The sequence below is a fragment of the Micromonospora sp. C28ISP2-4 genome, assembly GCF_030519385.1.
Taxonomy (GTDB): Bacteria; Actinomycetota; Actinomycetes; order Mycobacteriales; family Micromonosporaceae; genus Micromonospora; species Micromonospora tulbaghiae.
This window is the reverse complement of record NZ_JAUMKG010000003.1, coordinates 325,805-338,164: the sequence shown is the minus strand read 5'-3', so window position 1 is coordinate 338,164 and position 12,360 is coordinate 325,805. Positions and strand designations below refer to the sequence as shown.

10 protein-coding genes are annotated in these 12,360 nt (G+C 69.9%); 7 read left to right on the top strand and 3 right to left on the bottom strand.

The features are described 5' to 3' along the window. The first annotated feature begins 59 nt into the window (after positions 1 to 59). The 5 genes from Q3W68_RS14825 (at position 60) to Q3W68_RS14805 (ending at position 7,254) form a co-directional block, all read left to right on the top strand. Complete coding sequence (locus Q3W68_RS14825; RefSeq protein WP_368045740.1) at positions 60 to 1,289, top strand: DegT/DnrJ/EryC1/StrS family aminotransferase; 1,230 nt, start codon at positions 60 to 62, stop codon at positions 1,287 to 1,289. Positions 1,290 to 1,374: 85 nt separating this feature from the next. After that, positions 1,375 to 2,613, top strand: coding sequence for a glycosyltransferase family 4 protein (locus Q3W68_RS14820; RefSeq protein WP_302905976.1), 1,239 nt, complete (start codon positions 1,375 to 1,377; stop codon positions 2,611 to 2,613). A 121-nt stretch (positions 2,614 to 2,734) separates the two neighbouring features. Continuing rightward, positions 2,735 to 4,366, top strand: a complete 1,632-nt coding sequence (locus tag Q3W68_RS14815) for a hypothetical protein (protein WP_302905975.1) — start codon at positions 2,735 to 2,737, stop codon at positions 4,364 to 4,366. A 28-nt stretch (positions 4,367 to 4,394) separates the two neighbouring features. Continuing rightward, positions 4,395 to 5,729 (top strand): lipopolysaccharide biosynthesis protein, encoded by a 1,335-nt coding sequence (locus Q3W68_RS14810; protein WP_302905974.1) that lies wholly within the window; start codon positions 4,395 to 4,397, stop codon positions 5,727 to 5,729. A gap of 250 nt (positions 5,730 to 5,979) precedes the next feature. Continuing rightward, positions 5,980 to 7,254, top strand: a complete 1,275-nt coding sequence (locus Q3W68_RS14805) for a hypothetical protein (protein ID WP_302905973.1) — start codon at positions 5,980 to 5,982, stop codon at positions 7,252 to 7,254. 23 nt (positions 7,255 to 7,277) lie between these two features. On the opposite strand, the gene Q3W68_RS14800 is transcribed toward Q3W68_RS14805, so the two are convergent. Beyond that, positions 7,278 to 8,264, bottom strand: a complete 987-nt coding sequence (locus Q3W68_RS14800) for an NAD-dependent epimerase/dehydratase family protein (protein ID WP_302905972.1) — start codon at positions 8,262 to 8,264, stop codon at positions 7,278 to 7,280. A 137-nt stretch (positions 8,265 to 8,401) separates the two neighbouring features. On the opposite strand from Q3W68_RS14800, the gene Q3W68_RS14795 reads away from it, so the two are divergent. Beyond that, the gene (locus tag Q3W68_RS14795) at positions 8,402 to 9,688 is read left to right on the top strand and encodes a glycosyltransferase (RefSeq protein ID WP_302905971.1); all 1,287 of its coding nucleotides are present in this window, start codon (positions 8,402 to 8,404) and stop codon (positions 9,686 to 9,688) included. Then, positions 9,685 to 10,326 (top strand): sugar transferase, encoded by a 642-nt coding sequence (locus Q3W68_RS14790; protein ID WP_302905970.1) that lies wholly within the window; start codon positions 9,685 to 9,687, stop codon positions 10,324 to 10,326. The genes Q3W68_RS14795 and Q3W68_RS14790 overlap by 4 nt, the downstream gene beginning before the upstream one ends. Here the strand turns inward: Q3W68_RS14790 and Q3W68_RS14785 are convergent. Then, positions 10,310 to 11,425 carry a DegT/DnrJ/EryC1/StrS family aminotransferase gene (locus tag Q3W68_RS14785; protein ID WP_302905969.1) on the bottom strand — a complete coding sequence of 372 codons (1,116 nt, stop codon included), beginning with the start codon at positions 11,423 to 11,425 and terminating at the stop codon, positions 10,310 to 10,312. The genes Q3W68_RS14790 and Q3W68_RS14785 overlap by 17 nt on opposite strands. Next, positions 11,422 to 12,285, bottom strand: coding sequence for a GNAT family N-acetyltransferase (locus Q3W68_RS14780; protein ID WP_302905968.1), 864 nt, complete (start codon positions 12,283 to 12,285; stop codon positions 11,422 to 11,424). The genes Q3W68_RS14785 and Q3W68_RS14780 overlap by 4 nt, the downstream gene beginning before the upstream one ends. Positions 12,286 to 12,360: the final 75 nt, after the last annotated feature.

Below are 12,360 nucleotides of genomic sequence, written 5' to 3'. Positions count from 1 at the left end.
TGGACCGGGCGCGACCGAGGTCGCAACGGCCCGATTCACGTGTGGTAACGCTTCCCAGCGTGCTGCCCGAAGCAATCACCTTCGTGACGGAGACCAGCACCGTGGCCCAGAACCATCCATTGGCAGCTCGATCCGCTCCCCGGCAGGACGGGGCGAGAAGCCTGGGACGCATATACCTCTCCCCGCCGGATGTCGGTCCGGCCGAGGAAGCGCTGATCCTCTCGGCGGTCCGCTCCGGCTGGGTCGCGCCCGCCGGGCCCGATCTCGACGCCTTCGAACGCGAGGTGGCCGAGCGGGTGGGCAGTGGGCACGCGGTCGGGGTGAGTTCCGGCACCGCCGCTCTTCACCTGGCATTGACGGTGGCCGGAGCCGGCCCGGGCTCCGTGGTCGTGGTGCCCACCATGACGTTCGTGGCGACCGCCAACGTCGTGACCTACACCGGCGCCGAACCGATCTTCGTGGACTGCGATGCCGACAGCGGCCACCTCGACCCCGGCCTCTTGCCACCGCTGCTCGGCAGGCTTCGGGCACAGGGACGCCGGGTGGCGGCCGTGGTGACGGTGGACCTCAACGGCTCCTGCGCCGACTACGAGCGGATATCGCCGATCTGCGCCGAGTTCGGAGTGCCGCTCGTCGAGGACTCCGCCCAGGCTCTCGGCGCGACCCGGAAGGCCCGGCATGCCGGCACCTTCGGGCAGGTGGGAGTCTTCTCCTTCAACGGCAACAAGATCATGACCACGTCGAGCGGTGGGATGCTGATCTCCGACGACGCAGATCTGATCGATCGCGCGCGTCATCTCGCCACCCAGGCCCGGGAGCCGGTCGCACACTACGAGCACCAGCAGATCGGCTACAACTACCGGCTCAGCAACCTGCTCGCCGCGCTCGGGCGAGCACAGCTACGACGGTTGACCGGCATGATCGAGCGCCGCCGGGCGATCCGGAAGCGGTACGCCGAACTATTCGCCACCGTCCCGGGCACACGCATCCTCGGTGACGGCGATCCCGGATCGAACTGCTGGCTCACCTCGCTGATCGTCGATCCCGGCGAGGCGGGGTGGCGGGCGGACGAGTTGGCCGAACACCTCGCGCGCCATGACATCGAGAGCCGCCCGATGTTCAAGCCGATGCATCGTCAGCCGGCCCACCTCGGCCGCGAAGCCGTCGTGACCGGCGCCGCGGACCGCCTCTTCGCCACCGGCATCTCACTGCCGAGCGGGTCGACCCTGGCCGGCGGGGCCGCGGAGCGACTCTTCGACACGCTCGACAGCTTCCTCGCCAAGCGCTGACCGCTTCCCGGCGACGCGCGACGTCTCGGCCAGGAACTGTCCCCACCCCGCCCGGGCCACGGCCCGCTCTTGGAGGTTTCCGTCAATGAGGGTTGTCGTCAGCACGGAGTCCCGACTCGTCCGGACGCCGGACGGGCGGGTGTGGACGATGCACGTGCCCGCCTACGGCTTCTGGCAGCGCTACCTGAGCGCCTTCGACGAGGTCCGGATCATGGCTCGGATCGCCGACCAGGACAGCGTCCCCGAGGGGATGGTGCGCGTCGACGGACCCCGGGTCGACGTGCACGCCCTGCCGTACTACCTGGGATCTCGGCAGTACCTCCGGCAACGCCGGCGCATCGGCCACGCCGTCGCCGCCGCGGCCGGGCCGTCCGACGCGGTGATCGTGCGGGCGCCGTCCGCGTTCGGATCCCTGCTCGCCCGGAACCGCCGCCGGCAGGGGCTGCCTTACGCGCTGGAGGTCATCGGAGACCCGTACGACGTGCTCGGACCCGGTGTCCTCAGCCATCCGCTGCGCCCGCTGCTGCGGCAGAAGTTCAGCACCCAGCTACGCCGGGACTGCCGATCGGCCGCAGCCGTCTCCTACGTGACAGAGCAGCACCTCCAGAGCCGCTATCCAGCCGCCCCCGACGCGGTGACCGCCGCGATCTCCACCATCGACCTTCCGCCCACCGCCTTCGTCGCCGCTCCGCGTCCGGTCGCCCGATGTCGCACCGCCGAGGCCCACCTGGTGAGCGTCGGCACCCTCGACCAGCTGTACAAGGGCATCGACTGCCTCATCCTGGCGGTGGCCCGCCTGGCCGCGTCCGGCGTCCGTGTCCGGCTGACGCACCTCGGCGGCGGCCGGTACCAACCCGATCTGGAGCGGTTGGCCGCAGCGCACGGCGTGACCGAGCGGGTGAGCTTCGCCGGCTGGGTTGCTCCGGGCGAACCGCTGCACGCTCGGCTCGACGAGGCTGACGTCATCGTGATGCCCTCCCGGACCGAGGGCCTCCCCAAGGCGCTCATCGAGGGTATGGCCCGGGCGCTGCCTGCGCTCGGCACCCGCGTCGGCGGAATCCCCGAGCTACTCCCCCCCGACGATCTGGTGGAACCGAACTCGCCGGACGCCCTGGCGGAGGCCGTACGCCGAATGACCGGCGATCCAGAGCGGATGGCGTCGGCCTCCGGCCGCAACCTCGACCGGGCGAGGCGCTACTCGCGGGACGTTCTCACGCCGCGCCGCGCCGACTTCTACCGCTCGGTCCGGGAGGCGACCGAGAGTGCCGTCCGGGGCATGACCCGGCCGGCGCCGGCTGGTCCGCAACCGGCTCGGCACAGGTGACCGATCCGCCGAACGGGCCGGGACGTCCGGCCGCACCGGGGCATCGCTCCCACCTGCGGCTGGCCCCGGTCCCCGGCGCTGAGTGATGCAACGAGCGGGATCCAACGCCAGAGGAGGCAGAATGGCGACGCAGCCCGCCGGAACACGTTCACCTCGGCTGGGATACGACGGGCGATGGCTCCCTGCGATCCTGCTGCCTGCCCTCAGCAGCGCGATCTTGGCCGCCGTCGACGACCGGCTCTGGCACTGGTATCTGATCCCCGTCACTCTCTGCGGCATACTCATGGCGCCAGACGTTGTGGCCTGCGCCGCGAAACGGCTCGATCTGTTCGATCCGCAGGCGCTCGTCGGTCTGTTCGGGTTTCACTTCTTCTACCTGGCACCCATCCTTCATGTGCTGCTGGATTACTGGGCGCCCGAAATACCTCCGTTGGAGGACTGGCGATCGGGCCTCGGGGCCATGGCGGCCCTCAACGTATTCGGCCTTGTGGCCTACCGACTTTGCGTCGACCTGCCGAACGGACGTCGCGTCCGTCGGCACATGGTGTGGTCGCTGGACGTGCGGCGATTCGCCCGGCTCGGCTTGCTGGCTTTCGTCATCGGTCTGATCGGATTCGCGGCCATCCTCGCCAAGTTCGGCGGGCCCATCGCCTACCTCGACACGGCCGCCGACGACAGGCTCGGCTTCGCCGGACAGGGCTGGCTGCTGCTCGTCGGTGAGTCCTTCCCCTTCGTCGGGTTCGTGGTAGTGGCGATCCGCTACCGAGGGAAGCTGGCGTCGCGGCCGAATCTTCTGGCAGCCGCATTTCTGGCCTTCGCCGCAGCGCAGTTCCTGGCCGGCGGGTTGAGAGGCTCCCGTAGCAACACGATCTGGCCGCTTCTCGTCGGGCTCGTCGTCGTACATCTGGTGGTGCGGCCCATCGCGCGCCGGACGCTCGTCCCCATGGCCGTCGCCTTCATGGCCTTCATGTATGTCTATGGTGTCTACAAGGCGACCGGAAGCGAGATCGTACGGGCCGGCTCGGACGGTCGTTCGGTCGTCGAACTCGGCGACGAGACCGGGCGCACCCTCCCGGCCCTGCTTCTCGGTGACCTCGGCCGTGCGGACATCCAGGCGGTCGTCCTCGAACGCCAGCAGGCAGCAACCGCGCCGTTGGGATACGGCCTCAGCTATCTGGCATCGGTGAAGTTCCTCGTTCCCGACACTCTGCACCCCGAGTGGCTCAGGGACAAATCCCAGCTCGGCACCGACATGGTGTTCGGGGAGGGAACTTACGCCTCCGTCCGGCAATCATCGCGGATCTACGGTCTCGGGGGTGAGGCTCTCTTGAATTTCGGCCCGGCTGGCGTGATCGTGTCGTACGCCGTCTTCGGGTTCGCGGTTCGGGCTGCCCGGCGGCGTTACGCTCTGGCATTGACCAGAACCGACCTCGGCGCTGCCGTGTTCAGTGCCATCGGCGGCGTGTCCGTGATTCTCGCCCTCGGTAGCGACCTCGGCAACGTCTGGTGGTTCATGGTGAAGACGGGTGCCCCGTTGGCGGTCCTCGTCGTTCTTGCTCGGACATCCCGCAGCTCGGCCCGCGAAGCGCACTCGGCTGTCGGACGAAGCTCGAAAGGCGGCGGAACCGGCCTCACCCAACGCGCGCCCACAGAAACGTCGCTCGACGCCGCCGGGATCGCGTCAGCTTCCAGAAGCCAGTTCGGTAGCGACGGGCCGCCCCGGGCAATGTCGGGAGACGTTGGTGGCCCCTAGCCAGAGCCCCACCCAGGGGCGAGCGGTCGTGGAGACCACTGCGGGACCACGCAGGCCGGCCACCCGCCGGGTCAACCTGCGCCTTCCCGATCAGATCGGCAACGTTGCCTGGAACCTGCTCGGCCTGTTCGGAAGCGCCGCCGCCCAGTGGGGGATCATCGCCATGCTGGCCCGCTACGGCAGCCCGACGATGGTTGGCCAGTATGCCTTCGGCCTCGCCACCACCGCACCGGTGATTCTTCTGGCCAGTCTCGGGCTACGGGTCGTGCTGGTGACCGACACATCGGGGCGATTCGCTTTCCGGGAGTACCTGCGTCTTCGAACCGCGGCGATGGCGGTGGCGGTGGCTGCCATCGGCGTCGTCGCCGTCACTCGCGGCTCCGGCGACGGCACGGTGATCATGCTCATCGGCGTCGCCAAAGCCATCGACGGAGTCGGTGACATCTACTGCGGCCGGTTCCAGCAACTGCTGCGCATGCGGCTGGTCGCCACGTCGATGATCATCAACAATGTCGCAACCCTGTTGATCATGGCTGTGTTGCTCCGCCTGACGCGAGACATCGGCTGGACCACCGCGGGTTCCGTCGCCGGTTCGACACTCGGCTCCCTGGTCTACTGCCGATACGCAGCCGGAAGAGCGGGGTCGATGGCACCGTCGGGCGCCACCCGTCCCATCTGGAAAGCAATCAAGAGGGGCGGAACGCTGGTGCGGATCGCGCTGCCCGTCGGACTCGCATCCGGCCTGAACTCGTTCAGCGGCAACGTGCCCCGCTACCTCCTGGAGCACCGACTGGGGACGGGCGCCCTGGGTGTTTTCGCGGTGGTGGCATACGCCACCGTGGTAACCAACATCTTCTTCGCCGGAGTAGCCCAGACGGCACTGCCGAAGATGTCCGAGCTCTACTCGGGTGGCGCCTACCGAGCCCTGTCCACCCTGACCGCGCGTCTCGTTCTCGGGTCCCTCGCGCTAGGAGCGGTTGCCGTGGCTGCCGCGCTGTTCGGAGGAAACGCGGCGCTTCGGCTCGTCTATGGGAGCGCGTACGCGCAGCAGGGCCATCTCCTGGCGATCCTCGCGGCATCGGTGGGTTTCAGCGGCGCCCTCTTCTTCCTCAACGGCGCCATCTCCGCGACACGCAAGTTCGGCCGGCAGCTTGCGGTGAGCCTCGCCATGCTGGTCTTCAACGTCGCCATCAGCCTGATCTTGATCTCGACCCAGGGCCTGGCGGGAGCGGCCTGGGCACTGGTTGCGTCGCTCGGCTGCGAGGCCCTGCTGAAATTGATGGTGTTCCGCCACGCGCTCGCGGTGCCCGCTGAACTGTCAGCGACGGCAAGACACAGGGCCTCGCCCAGCAGGTATAGGTGATTCACCAGATCGGGCGGCGCGAACAATTGTCGTCGCGGCGGAGAGGCAAAGGACAAGCCGGGGCCTCGGTGGCGGCATCGCGGCGACCAACTGCCGAAATATGAGCAATTCCCCTCCGAAGAAGCCGTTCTGGTGAATCATTGGAAGCGACCGTGACACTCGGGAATCGCACGTTCTCGCCGCCGACAGTCCGACGTCGGCCAAGCACACGGCACGCGTCCCACCGGTCGGGCATCAACTTGGAGACTCCATGGAACTGAGCACCGGCCCGGTGGTCTGGCTGTCCCTCGCACTCGGCGTGGCGATGTTGCTCGCGGTCTTTCTCCGATCAGGCCGGAGCGACTTCCTACCCTATCTGTTCGCCTATTTCATCTTTTTCGGGTTCGGCCCTGCAATCAACTACGCCCTCGGCAACGAGATCTATGCAGGGATCATCCCCGACAAGATCAACCAGGCCTGTCTCGCGCTGCTGCTGGCCCTCGCCGGCGTAGCGGCAGTGGCCCTCCTCATGCCGATCCGCGACCGGCTACCGGACCTGTCGACCCTCGGGCGCTCACCGCGGAAGAATGCACTGGTTCCGGCGGCGCTCTGGACCCTGGCTGCCTATGCCGCCGTCATCCTGGTGCTGCGCGGTCCCGCGATGATCACCGGCAACAAACTCGAACGGATCCAGCTCGCCGGGCCACTGCACTACCGCTACCTAGCTCTCGAGATCTGCGCCTGCTCGCTCTACTTCCTGACCAGGGCGGTGCCCTCGGCGCGATTGCCCTACTGGTTGAACTTCGGCCTCTACGTGCTCTACTGCATGGCGACCAACGAACGGGACTTTCTCTTCGTCGCCTTCGCAGTTGCGATGCACATTCTTCTCCTACAGCGGAGACGCATCCCGCCCAAGTTCGGGTTGGCCGGCGTCGCGTTCGCCGTAGCGGCCACCTACCTCAGCGCCGTTCGCAGCGGGGGCACGCTGAACATCGGAAAGGCCCTGAACGAGGGTTCCACGATGTTCGTGGACACCTACGTCATGACGTACGGCGAGAGCAGTCTCCAACTGTGGCCGGGTCAGAGCTATACGGAGGCGTTGATCGCCATCCTGCCGTCCGCGTTGGTGGCGGACCGCCCCATGCTCATGTACTGGCTCGTCGACCAGTGGGCCCCCGGTTCCTCATCAGGTTATGGGTTCTCCCTTACGGCCGAGGCCTATCTCAACTTCGGTTTGCTCGGCATCCCGTTCGTCTTCGCCGCGATCACCCTCGGCCATCGGCTGATCCTTCTCCGAGCCGGGCGAGGTCACGTGTTCGCCTACGCGAGCATCCTCTACACCGTCGACTGGATGTACGGCTTCCGCGGGGAGAGCGTTACTTTTCTCAGCACTCTTCTGTACGGCGCCGTCTTCTACGCCATCATCTGCCTGGGCTTCGCGCGCGTGGGAACCATGTCGACCCCGGCACAAATCGTGTCGAGGCGCAAACCCGTATCCGCGCCGATCGCCGCCGCACCGCGCCATCCGGTGCGTGCATCCGGATAGCAGTAACTTCTCAAGTTCACGCCTCAGGAAAGAGGCGCGCTGAGGGGCTGCCCCTGCGCCGGCACGGCGTCCGTCAGGGCCTCCCCCGACCGGAACCACTCGACCGTGGCCCGCAACCCCTCGGCGAAGGGGGTCGGCAACGCGGTCGGGAACAGCTCGCGCAGTCGTGCGTGGTCGGCCTGGGACTCGCGTACGTCACCGGGCCGGGCCGGCACGTGCACGACGTCCAACGGCCGGCCCAGCACGGTCTCCAGTTCGACGATGAGGTCGAGCAGGGAGATACGCGCGCCGAACGCGAGGTTCACCACGTCCGGGGACGCCACCTGCCGTAGGACGGCGTCCACGATCACCGAGGTCACGCTGCCCACGTAGGTGAAGTCCCGGGACTGCCGCCCGTCGCCGTGCACCTGCAACGGCCGGTTCTCCAGGGCAGCGGTGACGAACCGCGGGACCACTGCGGCGTACACGTGGTTCGCCGCCTGCCTCGGCCCGAAGACGTTGAAGAAGCGGAACGGCAGGACCGCCATGCCGTAGCAGTTGGCGAACGCGATCCCGTACGCCTCGGTGGCCAGCTTCGACACCGCGTACGGGCTGACCGGCATGGGCCGCAGCCCCTCCTGGCGCGGCAGTACCGGATTGGCGCCGTACACCGAGGACGAGGAGGCCAGCACGCACTGCGGGACGCCGTTGCGGCGGGCGGCGTCGAGGACCGTCAGGGTGCCGGTGGCGTTCGCGTGGTGGCTTCGCAGCGGGTCGTCGATGGAGCGGGGCACCGAGCCGAGGGCGCCGAGGTGGACCACGCTCGACGCGCCGCTCATCGCGCGGTCGAGCAGCGCGGGGTCCAGGACGGTACCGATCAGCACCTCCACGGGCAGCCCGCGCAGGTTCTGCACCGACCCGGTGGAGAGGTCGTCGACGACGACGATCTCGGTGACCCGGCCCGTTTCCGACAGGGCCCGTACCAGGTTGGAACCGATGAAACCGGCGCCCCCCGTGACGACGACTCTCACGCGCGCTCCTACCGCTCGCCGGTGCTCTCTCCGCAGGGCCAACGAGAGAATCCGACGTTGGTTACTAAACACCACAAAGCTCGTTGCCCTGGGTGGAGCGGCGAACGACGCCGCGCCGACGGTTGGAGGCGAACCACGTGAGGCACGATCCCCGGTCCGGCGTCGCCGGCGACCCGCCCGGGCGCCGGTCACTGCGCGTCGCCGTCATCGTCAAGACGAACTACGGCGGACTCTGGACCATCCCGCAGGCGTGCGCCCTGCGGGATCGCGGCCACGAGGTGGTGGTGATCTGCCCGCCCGGCGGTCGGCTGAACGCCCGCCTCGCCGAGGCCGGGATCCGGACGGTGGCGTCGCCGTTCTCGTTCCGCTTCCGGCCCAGCCTCAGCACGCTGTCCGAGCTGTGGCGGCTGCGCCGCCTCGTCCGCCGCCTGCGGTCCGAGGTGCTCTACCACCACCTGTACGCGGCCACGCTGGGCGCACGGCTCGCCACCGTCGGCCTGCCCCTGACGCGGGTGCAGTTCGTCGCCGGCCCCGCGTTCCTGGAGTCACGGGCGGTCCGGATGGTCGAGCGGCTGCTCTGGCGCCTGGACCGCACGATCATCTGCGGCACCCGCTACACCTCCCGCCTCTACGGCGAGCTGGGCGTGCCGGTGTCGCGGCGGCCGGCCGTGACCAGCGGGCTCAACCTCGCCTGGGCGACCGCCGACCTGCCGGACGACACGGCGGCGACGCGGGCGGAGGCCCGGGCGAAGTGCCGGGCGGATCTCGGGCTGAGCCCGGACCAGTTCGTCGTGATCATGGTGGCGTACGTCTATCCCCCGCGGAAGCTCGCCGCCCACCGGGACCGCGCGTTCAAGGGCCACGACGTCCTGCTCGCCGCGTGGCAGGAGGTCCGGTCCCGGCACCCCGAGGCGCTGCTGATGCTCGTCGGCGGCGGCTCGGACCAGGCCGGTGAGGAGCACCGGCAGGAGCTGATCCGCCGGTTCGGGGTCGCTGACGACCACTCCGTCCGCTGGATCGACACCGCCGACGACGTGCGGCCCTACTACCGGGCGGCCGACCTCAGTGTCAGCCCGTCGCTGAGCGAGGGCCACGGCGCGCCGCCCGAGGCGGCGCTGCTGGACGTACCAAGCATCGTCAGCGACGCCGGCGGGCTGCCGGAGACGGTGGACGAGAGCTGCGGGTGGGTGGTTCCCCGGGACGACCCGGCCGCCCTGGCGGCGGCCATCGAGCACGCGTACGCCGAGTTCCGGTCCGGGCGGCTCGCCGAACGCGGCGTACGCGCCCGCGAGCGGTCGCACCGGCACTTCGACAACCGGATCTCCGCGGTGCGGATGGCCGAGGTCATCGAGCACGCCGCCGGCGTCGGCGGACCACCCGGGGAGTACGCGCCGCCGGCCGCCGGGAAGGCGCACTCCCGGTGAGCCCCGCCCGCCGGACGATCGAGCTGCGGCTCAAGCGGCTCATCGACATCACAGTGGCGCTCGTCGTCCTCGTGGTGACCGCGCCGGTCGTGGCGGTCGCCGCGTTGCTCGTCCTGGCCCAGTTCGGCAGCCCGGTCTTCTTCCGGCAGGAACGCACCGGCCGGTACGAGCGCCGCATCCGGGTCCTCAAGCTCAGGACGATGTCCGACGACCGCGACGCGGAGGGCCGGCTGCTGCCCGACGGGGTCCGCTGCCGGGGTGTCGGCCGGACCCTGCGGCGGCTGAGCATCGACGAGCTGCCGCAGATGGTCAACGTGCTGCGCGGCGACCTCAGCCTGGTCGGTCCCCGGCCGCTGCTGCTGCGCTACGACCCCTGGTACACCGACCGGGAGCGCAAGCGTTTCGAGGTCCGGCCCGGCATCACCGGGCTCGCGCAGGTCAACGGCCGCAACGACCTGGCCTGGACCGAGCGCCTGGAACTCGATGTCCGTTACGTTCTCGACTGGTCCCTCTGGCTCGACCTGCGCATCCTGGCGCGGACGGCGGGCAAGGTCCTGCGGGCCTCCGGCGTGGCGGTCGACCCGTCGGCGCAGATGCTCGACCTCGACCAGGAACGGCGCCTCACCGGCGTCCGCTGAGCCGGTCGGTGCCCCCCCGCGCCGGGCGGGCACCGACGCCCGTTCGGAAGGAGCCGGTGGGGACGCCGGACGGTCGCGGCGCCGCGGCGGCGCTGCCCTGGACCGGCGCCACCGGACGCCCGGCGAGCGCGCCGCGCTCGGGGAGCGTGTCCAACGCCCGCCGGAAGCTCGCGACCAGCGCCCGGTAGTCGGCCGGCTCGACGTCCTGGTGTACGGGGAAGTTGATGATCTGCCGGGACAGCCGTGCCATCGACGGGTGATCCCGCAACTGTTCGATGAGCGTGTGGTAGAGGCTGACCATGCCGAAGCCGTCCCGGTTCATCTCGGCGTAGACATGGTCGCGGTTCTCCCGTCCGGTGCCGAGGATCCGCACCGGCAGTGTCTGCGGGGCGTCCTCCGGCGACAGGTCGAGCCACATCAGCTCGAACGCGACGCCGAGTTCGGGCAGGCCGCGCAGCAGCGCGCTGAGGGCGCGGAAGTTCTCCTGTCGCCGCGCGGCGATGCCGAGCGTGTCGTGGTCGAGCACGTGCCGGGACAGGTCCGGCTCGGTCTCCCGCTGACCGGTGAGCCGGCTCGGATCGCGGTAAGTGATCATCCCGCCGCGCGCGCCGGGCATCGGCAGCATCTTGTGCAGGGAGTAGAGCGAGACGTCGCCGGTGCGGCCGGCCGGCCCGCCGAGCGCGTGGGTGAACCACGCGTGCGCGAGGTCTTCGAGCAGCAGCGCGCCGTGCCGGTCGGTCAGCTCCCGGATCCGGCCGATCGCCCGTTCGGTGCGGCCGAAGTAGTGGATGACCACCACCACGTCGTAGGGACGCTCCGCGAGCCGGGTCTCCAGCGAGGGCACGTCCACCGCGAGGTCCTCGGTCAGGTCGTAGAAGCCGGGATCGAGCCCGAGTTCGGTCACCGGGTCGAAGACGCCGCTGCCCTCGTTGGCGGACCAGCCGATGAACGCGGGCAGCAGGATGTCGCGCCGCTCGCCGCGCCAGACCTCGGGCTGGGCGAGCAGGTCGCGCATGCCCTCCCGGGCCGCCCGGTAGAACAGGCTCGGCGTGCGGAAGGCGCCCGGGTCGGTGGCGGTCTTGGGGATCGTCTGCGTCACGGAAGCTCCAGTCTGGCGCGGATCTCGGAGGTGGACATCCTGAGTGAGCGGTTGACGGCCCGGAGCGGGCCGACCTCGCTGGGCGGTGCGTCCTCGCCGGGCGTCATGACCAGGACGCGGTCGATGCCGGGGAAGGCCCGGACCGCTGCGGCGACCACGGCCGGCCGTCGCAGCGTCGCCGGGTCGAAGCACCGCAGCACCCGCGGGCTCGGCCGCCCCAGCACGTGGGTGGCGTCCCCCGCGACGACGGTGAGCTCACCGAAGCCGTACGTGTCGAGCCAGGCCCGCGCGGCGTGCAGCCCTTCGAAGCGGACCTCGGCGGGCGCGACGCCGCCGAGCGCGAGGTCGGCGACCCACCAGGTGGTCGTGGCGTCGCCGGCGAATCCGAGCCGGTCGTAGAGCGCGCGGGCCGGGGCGTTGTCGGCGAACACGTCCAGCCGCATCGACCGGAGGCCGGGGTGGGCGCGGGCGTAGCCGCGCAGCAGTTCCCGGGCGACGCCCCGGCCGCGCGCGGCCTCCACCACGCAGAGGTAGGACAGGTGCGCCAGGCCCGGCTCGACCCGGGTCAGGTCGGCGAAGCCCAGCCGCCGGCCGTCCTCGTCCTCGGCCACCAAGAAGCAACGGCCGGGGAACGACTCCGGGTGGGCGAGCACGACCTCCCAGAACCGGCCGACGCCGGGCTGGGCCGAGGTGAGGTAGTCGTGCAGATGCCGCGCGAACGACGCCCGGCTGACCTCGGCCAGCCAGTCCGCGTCCGCGACGGTGGCCGGGCGAATCCGGACCTCCGGCGCGTCCGGGCGGGACGCCACCGCGGCGCTCGGGGAGGGCACGATCGGCTGGGCACCATACGAGACCGGCATGTTCACACCATAGTGTCGACTAACACCCCAAAGGGGGATTTCGGATCATCGCCGCTCGGTCCGGGCCTGGTCCGG

Coding starts and splice junctions, on each gene's coding strand:
- Q3W68_RS14815 (WP_302905975.1), top strand. CDS start 2,735: ATGGCGACGCAGCCCGCCGGAACACGTTCACCTCGGCTGGGATACGAC.
- Q3W68_RS14820 (WP_302905976.1), top strand. CDS start 1,375: ATGAGGGTTGTCGTCAGCACGGAGTCCCGACTCGTCCGGACGCCGGAC.
- Q3W68_RS14780 (WP_302905968.1), bottom strand. CDS start 12,285: ATGCCGGTCTCGTATGGTGCCCAGCCGATCGTGCCCTCCCCGAGCGCC.
- Q3W68_RS14805 (WP_302905973.1), top strand. CDS start 5,980: ATGGAACTGAGCACCGGCCCGGTGGTCTGGCTGTCCCTCGCACTCGGC.